Raw genomic sequence first — 26,032 nt, 5'->3', positions numbered from 1 at the left:
GCAGACCTCACGCTTGCAACCGGGGGGCGGACCTGCCGCAGGCCGGGAGGTCTTTCATAGCAGCTAATGCGGCGAGATGCAGTTACCGCGCAAGGCAGAAGCCGAGCAGCAGGGCAAGGAGCGCGACCTGCTGTGTCGCGCCGAGCACATCTCCCGTGTGGCCGCCGATGCGGGAACGGGCGAGCAACGCCATGCCGGCGGTCGACAGGAGGGCAAGCAGCAGGGCGGCGAGCAGGGCCGGCGCGGGGCGCACCGCCAGTCCGACAAGGAGCGCGGCAAGGCCGACAAGGGCTGCGGCGACGGCGGCGCGCCGGGAAGGCTGGCCGCTGGCAACGGCGAGCCCGTCGCGCCGGGCCGGGGCAAGCGCTGTCCACACGCCGACCATCGCTGAGCGCGAGACGGCTTCGGCAAGGATCAGCAGCAGGGCTGCGGCACCGGCACCGACCCGCTCCATCAGTGCGGCGAGAAGAACGCTGCGCAGGCTGATGGAGACGATCAGCGCCAGCGTGCCGAAGGCGCCGATGCGGCTGTCCTTCATGATTTCCAGCCGCCGCTCGCGCTGCTGCGCGCCGAAGAAACCGTCCGCGACATCGGCAAGTCCGTCTTCGTGCAGCGCGCCGGTAAGCAGCATCGCGAAGGCGGCGGCCAGCAGGGCGGCGGCCAGCGCGGGGAGATCGGTCAGGCTGCACAGCACCAGCAGCACGGCGGGCGGCAGGGCGAGCAGGGCGCCGGCGATCGGCACCAGCCAGGCGGCGCGGGAGAAGGCGGGAAGCTGCGACGGATCGTCCAGCCGATTGACCGTCGGCACGGGCACGCGGGAGAAGAAGCGCAGGCAGGCCGCAAGGTCGGCGAGCGGTTGCAGCAGCATGGTGGCGATCCGGTCGTCCGGCACATCGGCCTCAGGCTTCATTTTTCCCTCATCCGACTTTGCGACCCTGCGCGTGCCGGTTTATAGATCGGCCCCCGCCCGCCGCCAAGATCGCGCGGAGCCCCGATTCCAGCCGGAGTTTCCAGCCCATGTCCCTTTCGCCCTCCGCGCTTCCCTTCGACGACATCCGCAACCTGGTGCGCCAGATGCCCGGACCCGATGAGGAAGCTGTCGCGGAAGTGCGCGCGCGCGACGCGCAACTGACCAAGCCCGCCGGTTCGCTCGGCAAGCTGGAAGAACTCGCCGAATGGCTCGCCGGCTGGAGCGGCCGGGGGCGGCCGAAGGTGAGCCGGCCGGTGGTTGCGATCTTCGCGGCGAATCATGGCGTTGCCAACAGGGGCGTTTCGGCGTTTCCCGCCAGCGTCACCCGGCAGATGGTGGAGAATTTCGCAGCCGGTGGCGCCGCGATCAACCAGATCTGCATCGCCCACGATCTCGGCCTGAAGATCTTCGACCTGGCGCTCGACGTGCCGACCCCGGACATCGCCGAGGAGGATGCCTTCGACGAGGCGAACTGCGCCGCGACCATGGCCTTCGGCATGGAAGCGGTCGCCGGCGGCACGGATCTGCTGTGCATCGGCGAGATGGGCATCGCCAACACCACGGTCGCGGCGGCGGTGCTGGCCGGTCTCTTCGGCGGCGCGCCAGGCGACTGGGTGGGGCCGGGCACCGGTGTCGACGCCGAGGGGATGGCGCGCAAGCGCGCCGCCGTCGAGCAGGCCGTCGCCCGGATCGCCGGGACCAGCGATCCGCTGGAGGTGCTGCGCCGCCTCGGCGGGCGCGAGCTTGCCGCCATGGCCGGCGCCGTGCTGGCCGCGCGCCTGCAGCGCACGCCGGTGATCGTCGACGGCTTCGTCGCGACCGCCGCCGTCGCCGTGCTGCATGCGATGGATCCGCGCGCGCTCGATCATTGCCTGTTCGCCCATGTCTCCGCCGAACCGGCGCATCGCATGGCGCTGGAAAAGCTCGGTAAGGCGCCGCTGCTCGATCTCGGCATGCGGCTCGGCGAGGGAACGGGCGCGGCGCTTGCCGCCGGCATCGTCCGCGCCGCCGCGCAGGTGCATGACGGCATGGCGACGTTCGCCGATGCCGGCGTCTCCGGCAAGAGCGAAGAGTGAGCACGAGCGGGCTTCAAAGGGGCGCGACGCGCGCCCGATAGGCGCTCGGCGTCTCGCCGGTGACGCGCAGGAATTCGCGGTTGAAGTTGGACTTGGTGTTGAAGCCGCTGGCCAGCATCGCGGTGGTGACGCTGTCGCCGGCCGCGAGCCGGGCACAGGCGTGGCGGATGCGATAGCCGTTGACATGGCGCGACACGTTCTCGCCTTGCGTCCGGTTGATCGCCGCGGAGAGCTGTTTCATCGGCACGTGCAGGCGGCGGGCGAGGCGGGCGAGCGTCAGATCCGGATCGAGACAGGCGCCGCCGTCGTCAAGCAGCGTGTCGAGACGAGCCATCAACTCCCGGTCGGCCTCGGACTCCTGCAGCGGGTGGATCGGGCGCTCCGGCGGCGCGTCTTCCCCCGCGTCTTCCCCTGGGTCTTCGTCGTCTCCGGGCGCTGCCTCCGGGCGGGCGGCGAGAAGCGCCAGCAGCCCGACGGCGAGCAGCGCCACCGATGAGGTCAGGCTGACGACAACGGGCCGTACCCAGTCTGCGCCCGAAAGCAGCGCGGCGGCGATCGCCGTGTCGCTGACCGCCGACAGCAGCAGCGAGGCGCCCACCGCCTGCCAGATCCGGCGGGGAAGCGGGCCAGCCTCGAACCGCGCCAGCGGCAGGTCTTCGCGGCCGCGCGCCTGCAGCAGGATCGCCGCCCCGTAGCCGGCATAGAGGGCGACGAGCGCAGCATCGGGAAGCCAGTGCAGCGCGCCGTGACCAAGCGGAACCGAGAGGGCGGCGGCGAGCGGCGCCAACACATGCGGCAGATCGCGCGGCACGGCCGGCGCGCGGATCGCCGCCTGGCGGAAGGCGAGATAGGCGAGCGGCGGAACAAGGGACGCGGTGACCGGCAGCACCGGTTGCAGCGCGCCGATGCCGTAGTGCTGAACCAGCGAGATCAGGGTTCCCTGAAGCGCGGCCGCTCCCAGCAGCGCGGGAAACAGCGAGGGACCGTCCTTCAACAGCAGGAAGCGGCAGGCCAGGAAGGCCAGCACGAGGGCGACGGCAAGCGGGATCGGCAGAACGAGCATGGAGGACCTTGAGGAACCGCAACAGGCGACGGACAGGCGCGTGTGTGGTGCACTATCCGGTTCCAGTCGTCCTCGATCCGGTTCGAGGACGCAAGAGCGGGCCGCCCGCGGCATTCGGGTCTCGTTGCCAACCCCTTGGAGATCCTGCAATGAAACACCTCGTCCTCGCCGCCCTGCTTGCCGCTCTGGTCCCGGCGCCTCCCGTTGCGGCAGAATCGGCGGTGCTTGAACTTCCCGGCTTCGACCGGATGGACGTTCCGGCCCGCCACCGTGCCCTGCCGATCGCCGCATCGCTCTGGTATCCGGCCGGCCGCGCCACTTACCGGGCCGTCATCGGCGAGAATGCTCTCTTTACCGGGGTGCCGGCCTTTGTCGGCGCGGCGGTGGCCGAAGGGCGGTATCCGCTGGTGTTGCTGTCGCATGGCTCCGGCGGGGCGATGGAGGGGCTTGCCTGGCTGTCGGCGCGCCTTGCCGCGCAAGGTGCCATCGTCCTGGCGGTGAATCACCCCGGCACCACATCGGGCGATTCCTCGCCGCGCCGGACCATGCGACTGGCGCCGCGTGCCGCCGATCTGGGCGCCGCCCTGGAGGCCGTGCTCGGCGACCCGCAATTCGCGCCGCATATCGACCGGGAGCGCATTTCGGCCCTCGGCTTCTCGCTCGGCGGGACCACGGTCCTGGGTCTCGCCGGCATTCGCTTCGACGCCGAAGCCTTCGCCGACTATTGCCGCGAGGCCGGAGACGAGGCGGCCGGTTGCGACTTCCTGGCGAAGGGCGGCGTGCGGCTCGATGCGTTGCCCGAAGCGTTCTCGGCGGACATGCGGGACCTGCGCGTTTCCGCTGTTGTCTCGGTCGATCCCGGTTTCACCCATGCTGCGGTTGAGGAGAGCCTTGCCGGCGTGCGGGTTCCGCTGCTCTTCGTCAATCTCGGCGAGGAGGAGCGCTGGCCGGGGGTGGATGTCGGTCCGCAGGGCAGCGGCCTTGCTGAGCGAGTCGCGGGTGCACGCCATGTGGCGGTAGCGCCGGCGTGGCACTTCAGCTTCCTCGGCCTGTGCAAGCCGCAAGGGGCGGAACTGCTGAGAAAGTGGGAGGACGATCCGATCTGCGACGATCCGCGCGGGAGCGACCGGGCAACGGTGCATGAGGAGATCGTCGGGATCGTGGCGGACTTTCTCGGACTGTCCGGGGCGGCCGCCAAATAGAACGAAAGGGCTCGGCGAGGTGGCGGCGCGGGCTGCCGCCTCAGGAAGCCTTGCGCACCATCATGCGGCGGGCGGCGCTGCGGCGCGGGTCGGCGCCGCTGCCGGCCGCCTCTTCCAGCGCCGGCATGGCTTCGAGCACGCGCGAGGCGGGGAAGGTGACGATCACCTCCGTGCCCTCGCGCAGCTTCGAGCGCAGCTCGAACTTGCCGCCATGCATCTGCACCAGCGCCTGGACGATGGACAGGCCGAGGCCGGTGCCTTCCTCGGCGCTCTTGATGGCGATGGCGCCCTGACCGAAGGCCTGCATGACGACGGGGATCTCTTCCTCGGGAATGCCCGGACCGTTGTCGCGGATCGAGATGTATTGCCCCCCGCCGGCGGTCCAGCCGGCCTTGATATGCACCTCGCCGCCCGAGGGCGTGAACTTCACCGCGTTTGACATCAGGTTGAGGATGACTTGGCGCACGGCCCGCTCGTCGATCCACAGCTTCGGCAGGTCGACCTCATAGGCTTCCGTGATGGTGATATTCTTCTTGCGCGCGCGGATCGCCATCATGTGCTTGCAGTCGTCGAGGAGTTCGGCCAATGGCACGGCCTCCTCGCTGAGTTCGTAGCGACCTGCCTCGATGCGCGAGAGATCGAGGATTTCGTTGATCAGGTTCAGAAGGTGCTGGCCGGAATTGTGGATGTCGGACGCATACTCGCGATAGGTCTCGTTCTCCATCGGGCCGAGAAGCTGGTTCTTCATGACCTCGGAAAAGCCGAGAATGGCGTTGAGCGGCGTGCGCAGCTCGTGGCTCATCGTGGCGAGGAACCGCGACTTGGCGAGATTGGCTTCCTCGGCGCGCCGCCGCGCCTCGTCGGAAATGGCGTTGGCCTGTTCCAACTCGGAGATGAGGTGGTCCTTCTCGGCCCGGAAGGCCAGCATCGTCGCGGTGGAGACGTGGAGCTGGTTGCCGAGCATCAGGAAGAAGCCTTGCGCGCCGATGGCCATCGCCATCATCGCGTAGTGGATCGCCGTCTGCTGGTTGAGGAAGGAGACGACGATCGCCAGGGTGATCGGCAGCGTGCCGGCGAGCAGGGCGCGCGGCAGGCTCGCCGACAGCATGGTCAGCATGGCGATGACGATCAGCATCGTCGCGAACTGGAAGATCTCCGAGCCGTCATGGCCCGGCGCCGTCGACTGCAGCAGGAAGAACCCCGCCCAGGACAGGCCGTAGAGCATGTCGCCGATGATCATCTGGCGGCGCCAGCGCGGCAGGTCCGCCTCCGCCGGCGCCTCGCGCTCGAAGCGGCGGCAGGCCATCAGCAGCAGGACATGGGCGATGACGGTGAAGACGAACCAGCCGATGACCAGGTCGATCCGCATCCATAGCAGCGAGATGCTGCCGACGATCAGCGCGAAGAGCGGCAGCGCCAGGGCGGCGCTGAGCCGGTTCTTGGCGAAGGTGAGCAGCAGCTCGTATTCGAAGTTGGGGGCGGTGCCATCGGCGCTGGACAGCCGCTCGCGAACGCTGCGCACGGTCTTCGCCACGTCGCGCCGTCGCCGGGCGCGCTCGCTGTTGAGGGCCGTTTTCGCCTCGCTGCTGGTGGTGTCCTGCGCGGCCATGTGGTTCTGTGACCTGGTTGCCGGAAGCTTGTCCGGTTGGATCGAAACAGGGCCAGTGTGGTGACCAACCCTTAATATCCGCCTCAAGGACGTGGTTAACCAAACGTCACGGCCCTACATGGACAGCGTCGAAACTGCCGGGGCGGGCAAGGAGAGCGGATGACGGCGAGAAGCGGACCATGGCTCGATGGGCTTGCGCGCGAAATCGCCGCCTGCCGGGCCTGCGTCAGCGCGCCGGTGGGACGGCCGCTGCCGCACGAGCCGAGGCCCGTCTGCGTGATGTCGTCGACCGCACGCATCGCCATCTGCGGCCAGGCGCCGGGCACGCGTGTGCATGCAAGCGGTCGCCCGTTCACCGACCCGAGCGGGGACCGGCTGCGCGAATGGATGGGCATTGGCGAGGACATTTTCTACGACGCCCGGCAGATCGCCATCGTGCCGATGGGCTTTTGTTTTCCCGGCCTCGACGACAAGGGCGGCGACCTGCCGCCGCGCCGCGAATGCCGGCGGATCTGGCACGACCGGGTGTTTGCCGCGATGCCGCAACTGCGGCTCAAGCTGGTGATCGGCAGCTATGCGCAGGCCTACCATCTTGGCCCACACCGTCGCGGCTCGGTGCGCGAGACAGTCGCCGCGTGGCGGGAGATTCTGGAGGCAACGCGGGCCGAGGGCGTGGCGGCGCTGGCCCTGCCGCATCCGTCGTGGCGCAACAATGCCTGGCTGAAGCGCAATCCGTGGTTCGAAGAGGCGTGCCTGCCGGTGCTGAGGGCGGAGGTGACACGGTTTCTCGAGGGCTGAAAGGGCTCCCGCACCGGCCGGCCTGGCGACGGCAGGCGGCGCGTCGTCGAGGTGGGAGTTGACACTGACGAGAAAACGCGGCAAGCGACGGGGGAATGAAAATTGGAAGAAAAATCCAACATTTCTCAGGATCATGCGGTTTGAAGAAATTTCAATTCGTCTGATGCGATATGTTGGAAAATGAATCCAGATAACCCTCAAGTCGACGAGCCAGACCGCCATGATCGACCGTATCGACAGACGCATCCTTTCGATCCTCCAGGAGGATTGCACCATCCCGGTCGCCGAAATCGGTCGCCGCGTCGGGCTCTCCACGACGCCGTGCTGGCGTCGCATCCAGAAACTGGAGGAGGATGGGGTCATCCAGCGCCGGGTGGCGATCCTCGATCCGAAGAAGATCAATGTGAAGGTCACGGCCTTCGTGGCGATCACCACCTCGCGGCACAATGACGACTGGCTGCGCAAGTTCGCCGACGTCATCTCCGAGTTTCCCGAAGTGGTGGAGTTCTACCGGATGGCCGGACAGGTCGATTACCTGTTGCGGGTGGCGGTGCCCGACATCGAGGCCTACGATGCCTTCTACAAGCGGTTGATCGCCAAGATCGACATTTCCGATGTCTCCACTTCTTTCGCGATGGAGCAGATCAAGTCGACGAGCCAGCTTCCGCTCAGCTATGTCCAGACGGAGAAGCCGCGCGCCGAGCGGGACGAGCAATAGGCGCGCCAGCACGGGAGGCGACGCATGGGAACGCAATCGCAAGGACAGGGGCCGGCATGGCGATGGCGGCTGGCTGCCGGCCTGATGGCGTGCGCCATCTCCGCACCGGCGATGGCGGCCGACGGGCCGCAGATCCGTCAGGTCGAGCGAGCATACGAAGATGTCCGCTTCGACCTGGAGAACGCGATCATCAATCGGGGCCTTGTCATCGACCATGTCTCCAATGTCGGCGAGATGCTCGCTCGCACCGGCGCCGACGTGGGATCGCAGACGGAGGTCTTCGTGAGTGCCGAAGCGATGCTGTTCTGCTCCGCCCGCCTGTCGCGCGCGGCGATGGAGGCGGCGCCGGAAAACGTCGCCTTCTGCCCCTATTCGGTGTTCCTCTATGAGACGCCGGATGCGCCCGGCACGGTCTCCGTCGGTTATCGCCCGCTTCCTGAAGCGGGTAGCGAGGCATCGCGGGCGGCCATCGCCGAGGTGAACGCGCTGCTCGCCGGCATCGTCGAGGAAGCAAGCGGCGAGTGAGCCGTCTGGCGCGGGCGCCAAGCATGGCTCACCTCGTTTGGCCCTGTCTCAGGTGCTCTCGCCGACCTTCGGCCAATAGGTGCCGAAGCACCAGACATTGTCCTCCGGGTCGCGGCAGATGAACTCGCGGCTGCCGTAATCGCGGGTGACGATGGGTTCGACGATTGTGGCTCCGGCTTTCTCGGCGCGGGCGAAGGCCGCATCGATGTCCTCGACCGCGATGTAGAGGGTCTTTCCGGCCGGTCCGTCCGGCTGGCCGACGATCTGCGCGAAATCGTCGTCGCGGGCCTGCCCCAGCATCAGGATGGAACTGCCGAGCGCGAGCTCGGCATGGGCGATCGTGCCGTCCGGTGCCTCGTGACAGGCGTGGACGGTAAAGCCGAAAGCCGCCTGCAGCCACTCGACCATCTGGCGGGCGTTGCCGAAGCGAAGGGCAGGGAAGATGCAGGGGGCAGGGCGCGTTGTCATGGATCACCTTTGTCCTCGTTGCAGAGCGGGACAGCGATAGCGGCTCTGCCCCGCCGGCGATTGAACAAATGTCACCTGACCGGCAGGTCCTCCCAGGTTGCGGCGCCGAACTCGTCAAGGCTCCGCCACCAGGCGCGCGGCGTAAGCCCCGCGAAATCCTCGAACTCGCGGATCATGTGGGCCTGATCGGCATAGCCGCCGGAGAAGGCGATATCGGCCCAGTCGGGCCGTTGCGTCGCACGCGCGAGCGCCTGGACGCGATTGAAGCGGGCGATGCGGGCAACGGTCTTCGGCGAAAGGCCGATTTCACGGGAGAAGCGCTGCGACAGATGCTTGCGGCTCCAGCCGATCCTGGCGGCGAGGTCGGCGACGCGGTGTACCGCACCCGCGGCGAGCAGGCCGTAGGCGGCCTCCACCAGCGGAACCGTCGCCTCTCCGGCGGCTCCCCCAAGGCGGGCGGCAAGGAAGGCCTGTGCGCAGTCGAGCCGGGCGCACCAGTCGTCAAGATCCTCCAGTCTGCGGAGGAGTTCGCCGACCTCGCGATGGGCAAGGTCGGACAGGGGCACCATGCGCCCCGCAAACTCGGCAGCCGGAACGCCCAGCAGGCGCTGCGCCCCGACCGGCGTCAGGTTGATCTGAAGGCATGCGGACCGACCGTTGGAGGCGATGAAGACGCGAGCCGTATCAAGACCGGCGATAAAGCTCGGTCGCTCGTCATCTAGGCGAGGTGCTCGGCCGAGGCCGATGCGGAACGGGTCGCCGAAGCTGACGATCAGCGGCACGGCGAGCGAGGCGGTTTCGATCTGCCGAACGGCGCGACCGGCCGTCTCCTCATAGGCGGCAATGTCCGTGTAGAAGGCGCGCAGATGCAGCGGCGCTTGCCGGCGCATGAAGACGACGCCGCAATCGACGGGGGCTGTCATGCCAGGGGTATGCGGATCGGGACCATCCGTCTGTGCCGGGCCCGCGAACTCACGCCTCTTGTTTCGCTCGCTCATGCCGCAGGCGCTCCCGTTCTCGCTACGCGCCGCCTTCCCGTCAGAGTGACAAGGTGACGAGAGCGGGGACGTGTGCACCCCGCCCGCTCCGGCAGCCTGGCGGCCAACGGAGCGGAGAGGGCGTAAAGGCTACTTGCCCTTGCCGGCGTTTTCGAGGCGGGCGATCAGGCTGGACGTGTCCCAGCGGTTGCCACCCATCGCCTGGACTTCCGCATAGAACTGATCGACCAGTGCGGTGACCGGCAGGCGGGCGCCCGTTTCGTTGGCCGTCTTCAGGCAGATGCCGAGGTCCTTGCGCATCCAGTCGACGGCGAAGCCGAACTCGAACGTGCCGTCACGCATGGTCTGCCAGCGGTTTTCCATCTGCCAGGACTGGGCCGCGCCCTTGGAGATGACCTCGATCACCTTGGCGACGTCGAGATCCGCCGTCTTGGCGAAGTGGATTGCCTCCGACAGACCCTGCACCAGGCCGGCGATGCAGATCTGGTTGACCATCTTGGTGAGCTGACCGGCTCCGGCCGGGCCCATGTGCCCGACCATCTTGGCGAAACACTCGATGACGGGACGGGCGGTCTCGTAGGTGTCGGCATCGCCGCCGACCATCACGGTCAGCGCGCCGTTTTCCGCGCCCGCCTGGCCGCCGGACACCGGCGCGTCGAGGAAGCTGCAGCCCTTTGCCTTGGCCGCCTCGTAGAGTTCGCGGGCGACCTCCGCCGAGGCGGTGGTGTTGTCGACGAAGATCGCGCCCTTCTTCATGCCGTGGAAAGCGCCGTCAGGGCCGGTCGTGATCGAACGCAGGTCGTCGTCGTTGCCGACGCAGGAGAAGATGAAATCGCACCCCTCCGCTGCCGCAGCAGGGGTCGCGGCGTGGGTGCCGCCATGCTGCGCCGCCCATTTCTCAGCCTTGGCCGCAGTGCGGTTGTAGACGGTGACCTCATGGCCGCCGCGCGACCTGAGATATCCGGCCATCGGATAGCCCATGACACCGAGACCGATGAATGCAACCTTCGCCATTGCGCCCCTCCGCTTGAATTTGCTGGCTGAACCGCCCCGGACGAGGCGGTGTGCAAATGCTGTCGGACCCTGTTTAGCGCATCGCGAGGTCAGAGTCAGGGGGAGGGGCGCAGGCGCTGCGGCTGCCCGTCACTCGCCGTCGGGCGACAGGATCGGCGCCAGGGCGCGGCGGGGCGCGGGTCGACGGATACGGCGCGGCGCGTCAACGGGAGGCGAGATCCGGTCCTCGGCGCGCAGGGCGATCAGGTAGGTTCGTGCAAGCAGGTCAATCATGTTCCGCTCTCCATCAATGGCATCAGTTGCCGAAAGAGTTGCGGTTTTCGGCCGTTCATGCGACTCAGGAAAAACGTCTGAATGTAAGTGAGGCTTACAGATGGATTGGAGCCGAATGCCTTCGCTTGCCGGCCTGCGCGCCTTCGCCGCTGTCGCCGAGGCCGGCACGCTGGCCGGGGCGGGACGGACACTGAATGTCAGCCATGCGGCGATCAGCCAGCAGGTGCGGGCGCTGGAGGCATTTCTCGGCGCCGAACTGGTGGTCCGGCAGGGGCGGGGAATCGTCCTGACACAGGAAGGACGCGCTCTCGCCGGGCATCTCGAGGACGCCTTCTCGCGGATGCACCGCGCGGTCGCGGAACTGACCGACGCGGACCGCACCCGCCCGCTGCAGGTGACCATGACGCCGGCCTTCGCGGTGAGCTGGCTGATGCCACGCATCTCGGAATTCCGCCATCGGCATCCGGACATCGAGTTGATGTTGAACCCAACCGCTCAGGTCGTGGATCTGGAACCGGGCGGTGTCGATCTCGCCATCCGTTTCGGCAATGGTCGGTGGCGGGGGTTCGTATCGGAGCCGCTGCTGCTGACCGGTTTCGTGGTGGTGGCGGCACGCTCGCTCGTCGGCGACACGGATTTCTCGGACCTGACGCGGCTGCGGGACTACCCCTGGCTGCAGGAACTCGGCACCAACGAGAGCGCCAACTGGTGGCAGCGGCAGGGCATCGCCCCGGCAAAGGGCATCAAACTGCATCTGCCGGGCTACATGATGCTGGAGAGCCTGCGGCGCGGCGACGGGGTGACCGCGGTCGCGCGCGCCTTTATCGAGTCGGAGATCCGCTCGGGCCAGTTGCGGATCCTGTTCGAGGACCAGGAGCGCGGCAACGGCTATCACCTGGTCACGCGGCCCGGGGTGCAGCGGCTGCCGCTCAAGGCCTTCATCGCCTGGCTGCGGAGCCACCGCGATCGGCAGGGGGACGCGTCGGATTAACGGGCAAGCGGCGCAAGGGCGGAGGAAAGATCCGCGATCAGGTCCTCCGCATCCTCGATGCCGATGGACAGGCGCAGCAGGTTGACCGGGATGCCGGTGGCGTCCCCTTCGATCGTGTGGCGATGCTCGACAAGGCTCTCGACGCCGCCGAGCGACGTCGCCCGCTTGATCAGTGTCAGCCGCCCGGCGACGGCCAGAGCTTCCGCGGCGCCGCCCTTGACGAGGCAGGACATCAGATAGCCGCCCTTGGTCATCTGCCGGCGCGCGGCCTCATGGCTCGCATGGCCCGCAAGCCCGGGATAGAACACGGCTTCGATGGCGGGATGCGCGGCGAGCATCTCGGCGACGGCCTGTGCATTGGCGCACATCCGCTCCATGCGCAGGGACAGGGTGCGCAAACCCCGCAGCAGCAGATAGGCCTCGAAGGGGCCGAGCACCGCACCGGAATCGTGCCGCTCCTCGCGGATGAAGCGCCAGACGTCGCTGTCGGCGTCGCGGCAGGTGACGATGCCGGCCAGCACGTCGGAATGGCCGTTCAGCGCCTTGGTCGCCGAATGCAGGACGAGGTCGGCGCCAAGATCGAGCGGTCGCATGAGCAGGGGCGTTGCGGCGGTGGCATCGACGACGAGAACCGCCTTCAGGGCATGCGCCGTCTCGGCGATCGGGGCAATGTCGGCGACCGTCAGCCAGGGGTTCGACGGCACTTCGAGCAGGACGAGATTCGGGCCGGTTTCGCGCAGCGTTTCGCAGAACCGGGCGGTGTCGCTCGCGTCCGCCTCGATCAGGGCGATGCCGGCATGGGCGCAGTGCTTGCGCAGCCAGGACGTGGTGCCCCAGTAGATGCCGGCCTGCACGACGATGGTGCCGCCCGGCCGTACGCTGCGCAGCACTGCGGCGACCGCCGCCATGCCGGAGGCGAAGACGCGGCTGTCCGCGCCATTCTCCAGGCGCGTCATCAGGCTTTCGATCTGGCGCGGCAGGTCGCTGTCATCCCGCGAATAAAGATGCGCGGCACTGGTCAGCCGGTAGTCCGCGTCGCGGGCGAAGGTCGTCGCCGTGTGGATCGGCGGAACCACCGCGCCGGTTGCCGGATCGACGCCGCCGCCGCCATGGGCGAGGAGCGAGTCGGGAGAAAGGCGGCGGTCGGACATGTCGGCCATGGAAAGACTCCGGTGGGAAAGGTGTCCGGCAGGGGTAAACGCGCAACGCCTTTCCCGCAATGGGGCAGGTTGCACCAGCCGATGAGAAGGGCTCAACTGCGCCGCAGATGGCGGGTCAGGCGCAGTTCGATCTCGTCCCAGATCCGCCGCAAGGTCTCCACCACGATCAGGTAGAGCACGGCGGCCCAGATATAGGCCTGGAAGTCGAAGGTCCGGGAATAGGCGCGGCGTGTCTCGCCCATCAGGTCAAAGATCGTCACCAGCGAGACGATGGCGGATCCCTTGATCATCAGGATCAGTTCGTTGCCGTAGGGGCGCAGCGCCACGATCAGCGCCTGCGGCAGGATCACCTTCCAGAAGGTGATACCCTTGCGCAGGCCCAGCGCGGCCGCCGCCTCCCATTGCCCCTTGTCGACGTTCCTCACCGCCCCGCGCAGGATCTCCGCCTGGTAGGCGGCGGTGTTGAGCGTGAAGGCGAAGACCGCGCAATACCAGGCATCGCGGAAGAACCACCACAGGCCGACATCGCTGAGGAAGGGGCGGAAGCTGCCGGCGCCGTAATAGATCAGGAAGGTCTGCGCGAGCAGCGGCGTACCGCGGAAGAAGTAGACATAGGCATAGGCGATGCCCGAGACAAACGGGTTCCGCGAAGCGCGGGCCAGCGCCACGAGCAGCGACAGGGCGGCTCCCGCAACCATCGACAGGCCGACCAGTTGCAGGGTCACCACGATGCCGTCGAGATATTTCTCCCAGTAGTTGCGGACAAAGTCCGACATCACGTTTTCGGCAAGGTAGTAGAGCAGGCTGGCGCCGGCGACGATCCATAGCGCCATGAGCAGGTGGCCGGCGACGCGGGTACCGCTCCAGCCTCGTGAAGGAACCGGCGGGGCCGGGCGGGCCGGGATGGTCTCGCGGCTGATCCAGCTCATCGCGATGCCTCCCCGCGGCGGGTCCAGGTCTCGATCCGCGACAGGCCGATGGAGGAGATCATCGCCAGCATGAGATAGATGAGGCAGGCCCCGCCGAAGAACAGGAACGGCTCCTTGGTCACCCGCGCGGCAATGCCGGCCCATCGCAGCAGGTCATCAAGGCCGATGGCCGAGACGAGCGCGGTTTCCTTCAGGAGGATCAGCCAGAGATTGCCGAGCGCGGGCAGGGCGAGGCGGATCAATTGGGGCAGGATGACGAGGCGCATCGTCTGGGGACGGCTGAGGCCAAGTGCATAGCCTCCCTCGTATTGCCCCTGCTTGATGCCGCGAAAGGCGGAGAGGAAGGCCTCCGAGGCATAGGAGGAGAAGACCAGCGACAGCGCCACCATTCCGGCGACGAAGGAGTTGACGTTGACCGTGGCGCCGGGAACGAAGAGCCGCGCGACCTCGTTCAGCAGCATCTGCACGCCGTAATAGACGAGGAACAGCGTCAGCAGTTCGGGCAGGCCACGGAAGATCGTGGTGTAGATATTGGCGGCGGATCGTAGCGAAGGCTCGCCGGAATTCTTGGCAAGCGCGACCAGGAAACCGAGAACGAGGCCGAACGGCAACGATGACAGGGCCAGAGCGACGGTGACGAGCACGCCACGCGCGATCTCATCGCCCCAGCCGTCCGGGCCGAACGATATCAGAGTGAGGATGTCGGTCATGCGCCGGAACCGCTGGTCTTGGCGGGGGGGCAGCAGACTGCCGCCCCGCGTATGTCAACGGTCGTCAGCCGCCATAGACATCGAAGTCGAAATACTTCGACTGGATCTCTTCATAGGTGCCATTGGCGCGGATCGCCTCGATGGCCTTGTTGAAAAGTTCCTTCAGCTCCGGCTCGTTCTTGCGAATGGCGATACCGGCGCCTTCGCCATTAATGACCGGATCCGGAGTCAGGGTGCCGAGCAGCTTGCAGCAGGCGCCGTCGTCGGTGCCGAGCCATTCGGACAGGACCACCACGTCGTCGATCACCGCGTCGATGCGGCCCGAGGCGATGTCGAGCTTGTACTCGTCCGGGGTCGGATAGAGCTTCAGTTGCGCATCGCCGAGCTTGGCCTCGGCATAGTTGGAGTGGGTGGTGGACGACTGCGCTCCGAGCAGCTTGCCGGCAAGCGCTTCCTTGGTGGCTTCCGAGATGTCGCTGTCCTTCGGGACGGCAATCGCCGGCGGCGTGTTGTAGTACTTGTTGGTGAAGTCGACGCTCTGCAGGCGCTCCTCGGTGATCGACATGGAGGCGATCACAGCGTCGAACTTGCCGGCCTGCAGGGCCGGAATCATCCCGTCCCAGTCCTGAACGACGAACTCGCATTCCACCTTCATCTCGGCGCAGAGCGCCTTGGCGATGTCGATGTCGAAGCCGACGAGCTGGCCGTCGGAGGTCAGATTGTTGAAGGGAGGATAGGCGCCTTCGGTGCCGATCAGCACCTTGCTCCAGTCCTTGGCCTCGGCGGCGCCGACGGTAACAATCGCGAGAGCGGCGGCAGCCGCGATCTTCATGAAACGCATCATGTATCCCCTGCGGTACTGTTTTTGCCCGCGTCCTTGTTGTCGGCGCGGGATCAGATTTCATACTCCCACCAAAATTGTCCGGAGTTCAACCGCTTTACGCTGCGTTGTCCCCATCGGTCATGCGGAATAGGAACATTGTCCCGCAACCGTCACCAGTATTGGAAGGGTGTCGTAAGGGAATGGGCAAGGACTGTCGGGGGCTTCACCGTGCAGCGAGGCCATAGTCGCCGAAACTGATGAAATCGACAGGCTGCCCTTCGGTCACCGCTGTGACCTCCTCGGGGATCTCGATCAGGCCGTCGGCCTCGCGCAGGGAGGTGATGAGGCCGGAGCCGTCGCGGGCGAACTTGCGCACAACCGTGCGCCCGCTCGCATCGCGGTCGAGACTGCCGCGATAGAACTCGCGGCGGTCGGGTTTCTTCTTCGGCACGCTGAACGCAGCCGGGATCTGGTAGCGCACCGGCTCGAAGAAGGTGCCGCCGCCAAGCGCCGACAGGACGGGCAGGACGTAGAGAAGCCCGCAGACCATCGCGGCGACGGGATTGCCCGGCAGGCCGAGGGTGACGCAGGTGCCGATGCGGCCGAAATTCATCGGTCGCCCCGGCTTGATCGCGAGTTGCCACATGTGCCGGCTGCCGAGAGCGTCGATGGCGCCGACCAGATGGTCCTCTTCGCCGCGGGACGCGCCGCCGGTGGTGACGATGACGTCGTGATCGGTGGCGGCCGCCGTCAGGGCGTCGCGCACGGCATCGGCGCGGTCCGGCAGGATGCCGAGGTCGGTGATCTCGACACCGCTCGCGGCAACCAGTCCGGAGAGGAGAAAATGGTTGCTGTCGTAGACACCGCCGATGGGGAGCGGCTCGCCGGGACGGCGCAACTCGTCGCCGCTGGAGACCAGTGCCACGCGAAGCCGGCGGAACACCTCGACGCGATCGGTGCCGGTGGAGGCGATCGCGGCGATGTCTTGCGGCCGCAGTCGGGCGCCGGATCGCACCAGGACATCGCCAGCGGCGAGGTCTTCGCCGGCCCTGCGCCGGTTGGCGCCCGGCTTGAGGCCGGGGGGAATGCGAACGAAGGTTCGGCCGCCGCGTTCCGTTGCCTCGCAATCCTCCTGCATGGCGACCGTATCGGCGCCGTCCGGCATCACTGCGCCAGTGAAGATGCGTGCCACGCTGCCGGGGGCAAGCGGCGCGTCCGGTGCGTGGCCGGCCGCGATGCGGGCGGAGAGAGGCAGAAGTCCATCGGTGGCGGCCGCATGGTCCGCGTGACGGAAGGCATAGCCGTCGACGGCGGAATTGTCGAAAAGCGGCACGTTCTGAGGGGCCGAGACGGACTGTGCCAGGATGCGGGCATGGGCGTCGCCGAGCGCAACGTTCTCGCGCTCGGCGACGGGCGCGACCCGCTCGCGCAGGATCGCCAGCGCCTCGCCGTGGCGCAGCCGGTCGCGGTCGTGCAGGAAGCAGTCGTCAAGCAGTGGTCTGATCGAAGCCATGTCGCGTCCCGGAAAGACCGCATATGCTCAGGATGAAGCCGGCGATGCCGTCGATATCGTCCAGATGGTAGACCGGCAGGGCCGTCTCCGCCACGGTGCCGTCCGAGGCGATGGCGACCACATGCGGATCGCCAGGCGACAACGGTTCGCCGCGCGTAGCGGCAGCGCGGCGCAGTTCCAGCTTCGGCAGGGCCGCGCGCTTGTAGCCCTCGACCAGCACAAGATCGCAGGGCGACAAGCGCGCAAGGATCTGGTCCAGAGACGGCTCGGCCTCGCCGCGCAACTCGTGCATCAGGGCCCAGCGACGCCCCGACACCAGCGCTGTCTCGACGGCACCGGCCGCGCGGTGGCGATGGCTGTCGGTGCCCTCCTGGTCGATGTCGACGGCATGATGCGCGTGCTTGACGGTGGCGACGCGAAAGCCCCGCGCCGTGATCGCGGCAACCAGCCTTTCGGTCATCGTCGTCTTGCCGCTGTTCTTCCATCCGGCGATGCCGAAGACGGGGGGCTTGTGCATGTCTCTCATGCGCCCGCCTTCACAAGGTCTTCCGCTGCCTTGAGGTCCTCGGGCGTGTTGACGTTGAAGAAGGGGTCGGGCGCGCCTGGCGGCGGTGTGAAGTCGGCGCTGGCATTGGGATGCATGTCGACGAAGGCGAGCACTTTTCGCGTTGTTCCTTCGCGCAGGAAGGTTTCGAGCGAGTCGGCGGCGCAGATCGGCCAGTAGCCGAAGACCGGGTGCGTGTGGCCATCGGACCGGGCGAGCACGATGCGGCCCGGCTCCACCCCGCGCGCGGCGAGGAGCCGGGCGGCAAGGTCCTCGGGAAAGAACGGCGTGTCGCCTGCAACGGAGACGATCCCCTCGGCCTCTGGCGCATGCGCCTGCGCCCAGCGAAGGCCGGCGAGAACTCCCGCCAGCGGCCCGGCGAACCCTTCGACCGGATCCGGGACGACCGGAAGGCCGAAGCCGGCGAAGCGCCCGGCCTCACCATTGGCGTTGAGCACGAGAGGGCCGACCTGCGGCCGAAGCCGCGCGATGACGCGGGCGAGCATCGTCTCGCCGGCAAGCGGCAGCAGCGGCTTGTCGCCGCCACCCATGCGGCGGGCAAGGCCGCCGGCAAGAACGCATCCAGCGAGACCTGCAGTGCTCATGCGGCGTCGTCCTCGCGGCGCGAGCCCTTGCGGGCATGGCGCGGGTCCTCGCGGTCACCGGCCTCCGGCAGCGCGTCGTACTCGAGCCGCTCAGGCCCCGACAGCACGACGAAGCGCTGGCCGCGCGCCCGGCCGACCAGCGTCAGCCCGACCCGTCGGGCAAGCTCGACGCCCCAGGCGGTGAAGCCGGAGCGGGAGACGAGGATGGGAATGCCCATCATCGCGGTCTTGATGACCATCTCTGAGGTCAGCCGGCCGGTCGTGTAGAAGATCTTGTCCTGCGGGGGGACATGGTTGAGCCACATCCAGCCGGCGATCTTGTCGACGGCATTGTGCCGTCCGACGTCTTCCATATAGGCGACCGCCCGGTCTTCCTGGCACAGCACGCAGCCGTGGATCGCCCCGGCTTCCAGGTAGAGCGAGGGCTGGGTATTGATCTTGCGGGTGAGGGCGTGGAGCCAGGAGGTGCGAAGGCGGGCGGCCGGATCGAGCGAGATCTCGTCGAAACGCTCCATCACATCGCCGAAGACGGTGCCTTGCGCGCAGCCGGAGGTGCGCACCTTCTTCTTCATCTTCTCCTCGTAGTCGGTCGCGCGCTCGGTGCGCACGACCACGACGTCGAGATCCTCGTCATGATCGATGCCGGTGATGCGGTCGTCCGGCCGCAGCATGTTCTGATTCAGCAGATAGCCGACCGCCAGCAGATCCGGCCGGTCGCCGATCGTCATCATCGTGACGATCTCCTGCGCGTTGAGATAGAGCGTCAACGCGCGCTCGCTAACGACGCGAATCTCGACCTCGCGGCCGTTCTGGTCCACGCCCGTGACGGGCGAGGACAGGCGCGCGTCCTGCGGATCGGGGCGGACGACAAAGTCGGGGAGCCTCGCCGAAAGGGGGGCTTTCGAGCGATCTGACTCGGGGTCTTTCCGGGGGTCTTGCAAGGCATCCTCCCTGCCACGCCTGCCGAACACCGCCCGGGCGGGGCGCTGCTGCGGCGCGGCTGCGTTGCCGCACAGGTTAGGGAAGGAGAGGCAAGGCTGGCAAGGGCGCCGATGCGATCAGGCGGACAGCGCGCGCGGCTGCCTGTCTTGGCGCACTTGCCGGGCCGCGCTGAAGATGATCGCCGAGACGAGATCGTCGTAGCTCGCAAGGTCCGGCGCCTGGCAGATCGGAATGTAGAGGCTCGACAGAACGCCCTCATGCGAATCGAGAGCATCTGCGAAGAACAGCGGCAGGTCGGGCAGCAGGCGCGAAGTATCTCTGCGCCTGTCGAGCACCAGGCAACCGCCGTGGCGCGCGTCGTCGACGATCCGTGAATAGGTACTCTCCACCGCGTCGCCGTCGCCCTCCAGGATCTGGAAGAACGTGTTGCCGGCCAGCAGCAATGCTCCTGTCACTCCGTCGCGGGCATTGTTGCGGCGGGCGACCGCGAGCAGGCGGTCGACTTCTTCGTCGAGCGACAGTGTCATCTCGCTGAAGTTGATCCTGCTCCGGTAGCTCAGCCGGGTGATGGTCATGGACTGCCTCGATGCGTCGTTCATGCCAGACAGTCTAGTGACAACCCCTTCGCGTTCGGTAAGCGGAATTCCGAATTGTTGCGTGTGATCATTAACTTGCCGGCAAGCAAGCGGCTTGCGGGGGAAGGTCCCGTCAAACCAGCATCGCAGCGCGGGTGTAGCGGCACCCGTCCAGCCGTTCGGCGACGCAAAGCATGGCCTTGCGGGCCTGGTCGAGCGAGACGGGGGCCGGCTGCTCCACCAGTTCGGCAACTCCTGCGGGAACCTCGACCCGGCTGTCGGCGAGACAGAGCCAGCAATGCGGGAACAGGCGGGCAGCCAGCGGACCGCTGCACAGCGGACCGGTTCCGCCAAGACGCAGATCGTCGACAATGCTGGACCGGCTGTCGGTCAGGCCCGAGGCTTCGCCTTCGAGCCAAACGACGACCTGATCGCCATGGAGCAGGATCGCCCCGGTGACGCCATTGAGGCGGTTGAGATGGCGGAAACGGTCAAGCAGACGGTCGATGTCCGCGCCGGACAGTCCGTCGAGCAGGCTGCCGCGAAGAGGGGCCCTATAACAGATCGCACTCAGTACCATGTTCTCGATCCTTGCACGTCAAGGCACCCCAGCCATGTCAGCAGTTTGCCGCGCAAGGTCTCCATCAATGGTTAAGAAGCCGCTGACGTGACCTTGAAATCTTGCGGAAAACGGCGATTTCGCAAGGGAACAGCCGGTTGGGCGGGCACGCCGGGCGGCTGCGGCGGGAAAGCAATTGACCTTTGCGGGCGCAGCCTTACGTTCCGCCCATGTGAACGGGCACGGAAGTCATGATGTTCTGGAAGAAAAAGAGGGATGCAATGCCAACGCGCGAAGAGGTCCTTGCCGAGCTCTCCAAGGTCAAGGGGCCGGATCTCGAGGGGGACATCGTGTCGCTTGGCCTTGTCTCGGATATTTTCATCTCCGAGGGGCGGGTGATCTTCTCGATCACCGTCCCGGCGGAGCGCGCCGAGGAACTGGAGCCCATGCGCCAGGCCGCCGAAAAGGTGGTCGGCAAGCTGGCGGGCGTGGAAAAGGTGCTGGCCGCGCTCACGTCCGAACGGCGGCCCGGCGCGGGGGGGAGCGCACCAGCCGTGAGACCCGCGCCGGCCGCCCGCGACGCCGGCAACGTGCCGCCGCCGATGCAGCGCCGTGCGGCGCCTGCAGCGCCTGAGCAGGGGGCAAAGCCGGGTGTGCCGGGCGTGAAGGCGATCATCGCGGTGGCCTCCGGCAAGGGCGGCGTCGGCAAATCGACGACGACCTGCAACCTGGCCCTGGCGTTGCAGGCGAACGGGCTCAAGGTCGGCGTGCTCGACGCGGACATCTACGGCCCGTCGATCCCGCGGCTCTTTCGTGTTTCCGGCCGGCCGGAACCGGTGTCGGGCCGCATCCTCAAGCCGCTGGAAGGCTACGGCATCAAGGTGATGTCGATGGGCTTCCTGGTGGACGAGGAGACCCCGATGATCTGGCGTGGGCCGATGGTGATCTCGGCCATCACCCAGATGTTGCGCGAGGTGGCCTGGGGCGAACTCGACGTGCTGGTGGTCGACATGCCGCCGGGCACGGGCGATGCGCAACTGACCATGGCCCAGAACGTGCCGCTGGCCGGCGCGGTGATCGTGTCGACGCCGCAGGATCTGGCGCTGATCGACGCGCGCAAGGGGCTCAACATGTTCCGTCGGGTCGACGTGCCGCTGCTCGGCATCGTCGAGAACATGAGCTATTTCCTGTGCCCCGACTGCGGCGGACGACATGACATCTTCGGCCATGGCGGCGCGCGCGCCGAGGCCGAGAAGCTGGGCGTTCCGTTCCTCGGCGAGGTGCCGCTCGACATGGCCATCCGCATCAACTCCGACGCGGGAACGCCGGTGACGGTGACCGATCCGGAGGGGGCCCATGCCGCGATCTATCGCGAGATCGCGGCGAAGGTCTGGGCCGAGATCGAGCGCAATCGCGAGGACGGGCAGCGCGCCGCACCGCGCATCGTCATCGAGAGCCAGTGAAGCGGATTTGACAGATGTGGCCCGTTTCGCGGACGGGCCCGCGCTCAAGCGGCAGGTTCAGGGATCCGCAGATCATCTGCTGATCTGGTTTTTCCTGCGGCTTCTGACATGATTCAGAGCCTGCTGAAGATGCGCAGGTCGGACTGAACCCGGGCCGGCTTCGCCTGTGATGTGGTCTTGCGAGGGCCTCGCGGTCGATCCGCGAGGCCTTTTGCGTGCTCGCGGCGGATTCGCCTTTTCCGGAACCGGACTCGCCGACGCTCTTTTCAGGTCGGACGCCAAATCTCCGGAAGCCGTTTGTGCAGAGCACAACCGCATGGCCGTCGACGGCGGTGTATTTTGTGTCATTTTACGTCTTTTTGTCCCGAAAAATTCCGTCAACCTCATGAAATACATGAGAAAGGCATGCGCGTTGCAAAATCGAAAGCGTTTGCACCTGCCCGGTCAAAATGACACTCTGCAATAGAGGGAGAGCCATTGGATGACCAGCAGACCGGGTGCCGGGACTGCCGTCGAGGCGAGTACCGTAGCGACGGACAGCAGCAACGTCGACGGAAGGATGAGCATCGTTGCCGAGGATCGGGAGCGGGCCATTCTCTACGGCATACTGGCGAGCGGCCTCGAGGGCCCTGTCGATTGTGGCTGGTTGAACGCGGTGGCCGGCCTGCCGCGGCTGGAGGGCGACATCGGGGCCTGCCTGGCGGATCTCTCCCGCTCGGCGTCTCAAGCTGACCCGTTGGTGCTAAGGCGCGATTACCACGACCTCTTCATCGGCGTCGGGCGAGGCGAACTCGTCCCCTATGCATCCTATTACCTGACCGGTTTTCTAAATGAGAAGCCGCTGGCATTGCTGCGGCAGGACATGCGCCGCCTCGGGATCGAGCGCGATCCCGATGTGCACGAGCCGGAAGACCACATCGCCGCGCTGTGCGCCGTGATGGCCGGGCTCATCGATGGCAGCTTCGGCGTCGATCAGGATGCGGAAAGCAGCTTCTTCCGCACGCATCTGGCGACCTGGGCGCCGTATTTCTTCAAGGATCTGGCGACGACCGCCATCGGAGACCTCTACCCGGCGCTCGGGCGGCTGGGGCAGGCGTTCATCGCCCTGGAGATCGAGGCCGACAGGCTGTTTGGAGAGCGCCGCAAGGCGGGCTGAGGATCGTGCCCGGGAATCGCCGGGCGAACCGGCGGCGGCCACAGAGCGCCGCTCAAGACAGATGACTGGACGAGACTAAACTAAACGAGGCGAGACTGGGCAAGACTGGACCAAGAGGGTGCCATGAGACGCAAGGATACAGCGATCGAGGCGGATCGCCGGAGTTTTCTGAAACTGGCCGGACTTGGCGCGGTGGCCGGAACGGCCACGCTCGTGACGGGCGAGGCCGGGGCCGAAGAGGCGGCCAAGACCGCCGGCAGCGGCTATCGGGAAACCGAGCATGTGAAGACCTTCTACGACACGGCGCGGTTCTGAGCTCGAAAGAGCCGTGAGGCAGACTGAAGCCGCAGTCGCCGCAGGTGCAAACAAGGACCCGCGCCACCCGCGTCAGGGCCCAGGCGCAGCAGACATCGCCTTGGCGCGAGGCTGCGCAACCGAGGGAGAAACGTGATGCTGAGGAAGAAGACGAGCGGGACGGCACGTCGGTCCAGCCTGGCTTCCGCCATCGAGGCAATCGGTGCGAGTGCGATGGACCGCCGCATGTTCCTGCGTCGATCGGGCCTCGCCGCGGGCGGGCTGGCCGCCGCCGGAGCCCTGACCGGCACCATGGTGCGCAAGGCGGAGGCGGCCGGGCCGACCAGGGCACGGGTCGATATCAAGAAGTCCATCTGCACCCATTGCTCGGTCGGCTGCACGGTGTTGGCGGAGGTTCAGGACGGCGTTTGGACCGGTCAGGAACCGGGCTTCGACAGCCCGTTCAATCTCGGCTCGCACTGCGCCAAGGGCGCGGCCGTGCGCGAACACGCCCATGGCGAGCGGCGGCTCAAGTACCCCACCAAGCTGGTCAACGGAAAGTGGGAGCGGATCTCCTGGGAACAGGCGATCGACGAGATCGGCGACCAGATGCTGAAGATCCGCGACGAAAGCGGACCCGACAGCGTCTACTGGCTCGGCTCGGCCAAGCACAACAACGAGCAGGCCTATCTGGTGCGCAAGTTCGCCGCGTTCTGGGGCACGAACAACGTTGATCACCAGGCGCGGATCTGTCACTCGACCACAGTCGCAGGTGTTGCCAACACCTGGGGCTACGGCGCGATGACAAACTCCTACAACGACATGCACAAGTCCAAGGCGATGCTCCTGATCGGCAGCAATCCCGCCGAGGCGCATCCCGTTTCCCTGCTGCACATCCTCAAGGCCAAGGAGGAGAACGCTGCGCCGCTGATCGTCTGTGATCCGCGGTTTACCCGCACGGCGGCTCACGCGAGCGAATATGTCCGCTTCCGTCCGGGCACGGACGTGGCCCTCGTCTGGGGGATTCTCTGGCACATCTTCCAGAATGGCTGGGAGGACAAGGAGTACATCCGCCAGCGCGTCTGGGGCATGGATCAGATTCGCGCCGAGGTGGCCAAGTGGACACCCGAGGAAACGGAGCGCGTCACGGGCGTTCCCGGTTCGCAGTTGCGCCGCGTTGCCCGTACGCTTGCCAACAACCGTCCCGGTACGCTGGTCTGGTGCATGGGCGGAACCCAGCATACCAACGGCAACAACAACACGCGTGCCTATTGTGCCTTGCAATTAGCGCTCGGCAATATCGGCATGTCGGGTGGCGGCGCCAACATCTTCCGTGGCCATGACAACGTCCAGGGCGCGACGGACTTCGGCGTCGTCGCCGACTCCCTTCCCGGATACTACGGTCTTGCCGAGGGGGCCTGGCGTCACTGGGCGCGGGTGTGGGATGTCGATTACGACTATCTGGCGGGCCGTTTCGCCACCATGAAGGGCGCCGACGGCAAGGACCGCCCGATGATGTTCGAGACCGGCATCCCGGTGTCGCGCTGGATAGACGGCGTGTTGGAGGACAAGGACAATCTGGTCCAGCCGGACAACACGCGGGCGATGGTGTTCTGGGGCCACGCTCCGAACTCGCAGACCCGCCTGCCCGACATGAAGCGGGCAATGGAGAAGCTCGACCTGCTGGTGATCATCGACCCGTTCCCGACCATGTCGGCGGTGCTGAGCGATCGCAAGGACGGTGTCTATCTGCTGCCTGCGACCACCCAGTTCGAGACCTACGGGTCGGTGACGGCGTCGAACCGCTCGCTGCAATGGCGCGAGAAGGTGATGGAGCCGCTGTTCGAATCCAAGACCGATCACACCATCGCCTATCTGCTGGCGAAAAAGTTCGGCTTCGCGGAAGGAATGTTCAAGAACATCGAAGTGAACGGTGAGGAGCCGCTCATCGAGGACCTGACGCGCGAATACAATCGCGGCATGTGGACCATCGGCTATACCGGCCAGTCGCCGGAGCGGTTGAAGCTGCACATGGCCAACCAGCATACGTTCGACCGCACGACGCTGCGCGCCAATGGCGGTCCGGCCGACGGCGATTATTACGGCTTGCCATGGCCGTGCTGGGGTACGCCGGAGATGAAGCATCCGGGTTCGGCCGTCCTTTATGACACGTCCATTCCGGTGGCGGAGGGCGGCATGGGCTTCCGTGCCCGCTTCGGCGTCGAGAGGAACGGCGACAACCTGCTCGCGGAAGGGTCCTGGCCGGTTGGCTCGGAGATCGAGGACGGCTATCCCGAGTTCACCATGGCCATGCTGCAGAAGCTTGGCTGGGATGTCGACCTGACCGACGAGGAGCGGGCCGAAATTGAGGCCGCCGGCGGCGAGAATGCCAACTGGAAGATCGACCTGTCCGGCGGCATCCAGCGCGTGGCGATCAAGCACGGCTGTGCCCCCTATGGCAATGCAAAGGCCCGCACCGTGGTGTGGACCTTCCCGGATCCGGTGCCGCTGCACCGCGAACCGCTCTACACCAATCGCCGCGACCTGCTCGACAAGTACGCGACCTACGAGGACAAGACCTTCTGGCGCGTACCAACGCGCTACAAGTCGATCCAGGAGAACGACTATTCCCAGGACTTCCCGATCATCCTGACGTCGGGACGCCTGGTGGAATACGAGGGCGGCGGCGACGAGACCCGCTCCAACCGGTGGCTGGCCGAGTTGCAGCAGGACATGTTCGTCGAGATCAATCCGCGCGATGCCAACGATCTGGGCATTCGCGACAGGGAAATGGTGTGGGTGCACGGCCCGGAGGGCGGCAAGGTCAAGGTGATGGCGATGGTGACCGAGCGCGTCGGCGTCGGCGTCGCCTTCATGCCGTTCCACTTCGGCGGCCACTACCAGGGCGAGGATCTCCGGAGCAAGTATCCGGTCGGGTCCGACCCCTACGTGCTGGGCGAGGCAACCAACACTGCACAAACCTATGGCTACGACAGCGTCACCCAGATGCAGGAAACCAAGGCCACGCTGTGTCGCATCGAGCGTGTGGCGTAA

At 66.7% G+C, this 26,032-nt stretch carries 27 protein-coding genes; 10 read left to right on the top strand and 17 right to left on the bottom strand.

Features of this window, described 5'->3' with window-relative positions; all coding sequences use genetic code 11:
- Positions 1–82: 82 nt before the first annotated feature.
- On the bottom strand, positions 83–910 hold the full coding sequence (cobS, locus tag TSB10P1A_RS19660) for an adenosylcobinamide-GDP ribazoletransferase (RefSeq protein WP_244293192.1): 828 nt from the start codon (positions 908–910) through the stop codon (positions 83–85).
- 107 nt (positions 911–1,017) lie between these two features.
- Between cobS and cobT the strand changes: the two genes are divergently transcribed.
- Entirely contained in the window at positions 1,018–2,046 is a 1,029-nt protein-coding gene (gene cobT, locus TSB10P1A_RS19655) for a nicotinate-nucleotide--dimethylbenzimidazole phosphoribosyltransferase (protein ID WP_186389639.1), read from the top strand.
- A gap of 13 nt (positions 2,047–2,059) precedes the next feature.
- Here cobT and TSB10P1A_RS19650 read toward each other — a convergent pair whose 3' ends face one another.
- Positions 2,060–3,109, bottom strand: a complete 1,050-nt coding sequence (locus TSB10P1A_RS19650; protein ID WP_186389638.1) for a helix-turn-helix domain-containing protein — start codon at positions 3,107–3,109, stop codon at positions 2,060–2,062.
- Between the two features lie 149 nt (positions 3,110–3,258).
- Between TSB10P1A_RS19650 and TSB10P1A_RS19645 the strand changes: the two genes are divergently transcribed.
- A complete protein-coding gene (locus TSB10P1A_RS19645) occupies positions 3,259–4,311 on the top strand; it encodes a hypothetical protein (protein ID WP_186389637.1) in 1,053 nt (350 codons plus the stop codon).
- 40 nt (positions 4,312–4,351) lie between these two features.
- Here the strand turns inward: TSB10P1A_RS19645 and TSB10P1A_RS19640 are convergent, their stop codons facing one another.
- Positions 4,352–5,920 carry a HAMP domain-containing sensor histidine kinase gene (locus TSB10P1A_RS19640; RefSeq protein WP_186389636.1) on the bottom strand — a complete coding sequence of 523 codons (1,569 nt, stop codon included), beginning with the start codon at positions 5,918–5,920 and terminating at the stop codon, positions 4,352–4,354.
- Positions 5,921–6,079: 159 nt separating this feature from the next.
- On the opposite strand from TSB10P1A_RS19640, the gene TSB10P1A_RS19635 reads away from it, so the two are divergent.
- The 3 genes from TSB10P1A_RS19635 to TSB10P1A_RS19625 all read left to right on the top strand — a co-directional run bounded on the left by TSB10P1A_RS19635 (position 6,080) and on the right by TSB10P1A_RS19625 (position 7,961).
- Positions 6,080–6,718, top strand: coding sequence for a uracil-DNA glycosylase family protein (locus TSB10P1A_RS19635; RefSeq protein ID WP_186389635.1), 639 nt, complete (start codon positions 6,080–6,082; stop codon positions 6,716–6,718).
- Positions 6,719–6,941: 223 nt separating this feature from the next.
- Positions 6,942–7,436 (top strand): Lrp/AsnC family transcriptional regulator, encoded by a 495-nt coding sequence (locus TSB10P1A_RS19630; protein WP_186390083.1) that lies wholly within the window; start codon positions 6,942–6,944, stop codon positions 7,434–7,436.
- 24 nt (positions 7,437–7,460) lie between these two features.
- Positions 7,461–7,961: a DUF302 domain-containing protein gene (locus TSB10P1A_RS19625; RefSeq protein WP_186389634.1), complete on the top strand. Its 501-nt coding sequence runs from the start codon at positions 7,461–7,463 to the stop codon at positions 7,959–7,961.
- Between the two features lie 48 nt (positions 7,962–8,009).
- Here TSB10P1A_RS19625 and TSB10P1A_RS19620 read toward each other — a convergent pair whose 3' ends face one another.
- The 4 genes from TSB10P1A_RS19620 to TSB10P1A_RS19605 all read right to left on the bottom strand — a co-directional run bounded on the left by TSB10P1A_RS19620 (position 8,010) and on the right by TSB10P1A_RS19605 (position 10,714).
- Complete coding sequence (locus tag TSB10P1A_RS19620) at positions 8,010–8,429, bottom strand: VOC family protein (protein WP_186389633.1); 420 nt, start codon at positions 8,427–8,429, stop codon at positions 8,010–8,012.
- Between the two features lie 71 nt (positions 8,430–8,500).
- A complete protein-coding gene (locus TSB10P1A_RS19615; RefSeq protein ID WP_186389632.1) occupies positions 8,501–9,352 on the bottom strand; it encodes an AraC family transcriptional regulator in 852 nt (283 codons plus the stop codon).
- Between the two features lie 204 nt (positions 9,353–9,556).
- Positions 9,557–10,441 (bottom strand): NAD(P)-dependent oxidoreductase, encoded by an 885-nt coding sequence (locus TSB10P1A_RS19610; RefSeq protein WP_186389631.1) that lies wholly within the window; start codon positions 10,439–10,441, stop codon positions 9,557–9,559.
- 129 nt (positions 10,442–10,570) lie between these two features.
- A complete protein-coding gene (locus tag TSB10P1A_RS19605) occupies positions 10,571–10,714 on the bottom strand; it encodes a hypothetical protein (protein WP_186389630.1) in 144 nt (47 codons plus the stop codon).
- A gap of 115 nt (positions 10,715–10,829) precedes the next feature.
- On the opposite strand from TSB10P1A_RS19605, the gene TSB10P1A_RS19600 reads away from it, so the two are divergent.
- Positions 10,830–11,705 carry a LysR family transcriptional regulator gene (locus TSB10P1A_RS19600; protein ID WP_208987157.1) on the top strand — a complete coding sequence of 292 codons (876 nt, stop codon included), beginning with the start codon at positions 10,830–10,832 and terminating at the stop codon, positions 11,703–11,705.
- Here the strand turns inward: TSB10P1A_RS19600 and TSB10P1A_RS19595 are convergent.
- From TSB10P1A_RS19595 to TSB10P1A_RS19550, 10 genes are all read right to left on the bottom strand, one after another.
- Positions 11,702–12,865 carry a PLP-dependent aspartate aminotransferase family protein gene (locus TSB10P1A_RS19595; RefSeq protein WP_208987156.1) on the bottom strand — a complete coding sequence of 388 codons (1,164 nt, stop codon included), beginning with the start codon at positions 12,863–12,865 and terminating at the stop codon, positions 11,702–11,704. The genes TSB10P1A_RS19600 and TSB10P1A_RS19595 overlap by 4 nt on opposite strands.
- A 92-nt stretch (positions 12,866–12,957) precedes the next feature.
- On the bottom strand, positions 12,958–13,794 hold the full coding sequence (locus TSB10P1A_RS19590; RefSeq protein WP_186389628.1) for an ABC transporter permease: 837 nt from the start codon (positions 13,792–13,794) through the stop codon (positions 12,958–12,960).
- On the bottom strand, positions 13,791–14,504 hold the full coding sequence (locus TSB10P1A_RS19585; RefSeq protein WP_186389627.1) for an ABC transporter permease: 714 nt from the start codon (positions 14,502–14,504) through the stop codon (positions 13,791–13,793). The genes TSB10P1A_RS19590 and TSB10P1A_RS19585 overlap by 4 nt, the downstream gene beginning before the upstream one ends.
- 64 nt (positions 14,505–14,568) lie before the next feature.
- On the bottom strand, positions 14,569–15,345 hold the full coding sequence (locus tag TSB10P1A_RS19580) for an ABC transporter substrate-binding protein (RefSeq protein ID WP_186389626.1): 777 nt from the start codon (positions 15,343–15,345) through the stop codon (positions 14,569–14,571).
- A 205-nt stretch (positions 15,346–15,550) separates the two neighbouring features.
- On the bottom strand, positions 15,551–16,840 hold the full coding sequence (glp, locus tag TSB10P1A_RS19575; protein WP_186389625.1) for a gephyrin-like molybdotransferase Glp: 1,290 nt from the start codon (positions 16,838–16,840) through the stop codon (positions 15,551–15,553).
- Positions 16,815–17,357 (bottom strand): molybdopterin-guanine dinucleotide biosynthesis protein B, encoded by a 543-nt coding sequence (mobB, locus tag TSB10P1A_RS19570; protein WP_186389624.1) that lies wholly within the window; start codon positions 17,355–17,357, stop codon positions 16,815–16,817. The genes glp and mobB overlap by 26 nt, the downstream gene beginning before the upstream one ends.
- Before the next feature lie 5 nt (positions 17,358–17,362).
- Positions 17,363–17,989, bottom strand: coding sequence for a molybdenum cofactor guanylyltransferase MobA (gene mobA / locus TSB10P1A_RS19565; RefSeq protein WP_186389623.1), 627 nt, complete (start codon positions 17,987–17,989; stop codon positions 17,363–17,365).
- Positions 17,986–18,807, bottom strand: coding sequence for a formate dehydrogenase accessory sulfurtransferase FdhD (gene fdhD, locus TSB10P1A_RS19560; protein WP_244293191.1), 822 nt, complete (start codon positions 18,805–18,807; stop codon positions 17,986–17,988). The genes mobA and fdhD overlap by 4 nt, the downstream gene beginning before the upstream one ends.
- Before the next feature lie 240 nt (positions 18,808–19,047).
- Positions 19,048–19,506 (bottom strand): BLUF domain-containing protein, encoded by a 459-nt coding sequence (locus TSB10P1A_RS19555; RefSeq protein ID WP_186389621.1) that lies wholly within the window; start codon positions 19,504–19,506, stop codon positions 19,048–19,050.
- A gap of 133 nt (positions 19,507–19,639) precedes the next feature.
- A complete protein-coding gene (locus tag TSB10P1A_RS19550) occupies positions 19,640–20,086 on the bottom strand; it encodes a BLUF domain-containing protein (protein WP_186389620.1) in 447 nt (148 codons plus the stop codon).
- A 260-nt stretch (positions 20,087–20,346) separates the two neighbouring features.
- Between TSB10P1A_RS19550 and TSB10P1A_RS19545 the strand changes: the two genes are divergently transcribed.
- The 4 genes from TSB10P1A_RS19545 to TSB10P1A_RS19530 all read left to right on the top strand — a co-directional run bounded on the left by TSB10P1A_RS19545 (position 20,347) and on the right by TSB10P1A_RS19530 (position 26,032).
- On the top strand, positions 20,347–21,528 hold the full coding sequence (locus TSB10P1A_RS19545; protein ID WP_186389619.1) for an Mrp/NBP35 family ATP-binding protein: 1,182 nt from the start codon (positions 20,347–20,349) through the stop codon (positions 21,526–21,528).
- A 481-nt stretch (positions 21,529–22,009) separates the two neighbouring features.
- Positions 22,010–22,684, top strand: a complete 675-nt coding sequence (locus TSB10P1A_RS19540; RefSeq protein ID WP_208987155.1) for a molecular chaperone — start codon at positions 22,010–22,012, stop codon at positions 22,682–22,684.
- Between the two features lie 123 nt (positions 22,685–22,807).
- Positions 22,808–22,999, top strand: coding sequence for a twin-arginine translocation signal domain-containing protein (locus TSB10P1A_RS19535; RefSeq protein ID WP_186389618.1), 192 nt, complete (start codon positions 22,808–22,810; stop codon positions 22,997–22,999).
- Between the two features lie 135 nt (positions 23,000–23,134).
- Positions 23,135–26,032, top strand: coding sequence for a formate dehydrogenase subunit alpha (locus TSB10P1A_RS19530; protein WP_186389617.1), 2,898 nt, complete (start codon positions 23,135–23,137; stop codon positions 26,030–26,032).

The sequence above is a fragment of the Stappia sp. TSB10P1A genome (assembly GCF_900185725.1).
Lineage (GTDB): Bacteria > Pseudomonadota > Alphaproteobacteria > Rhizobiales > Stappiaceae > Stappia.
The sequence above is the reverse complement of the archived record's forward strand: the minus strand, read 5'-3'. Positions and strand labels throughout refer to the sequence as shown.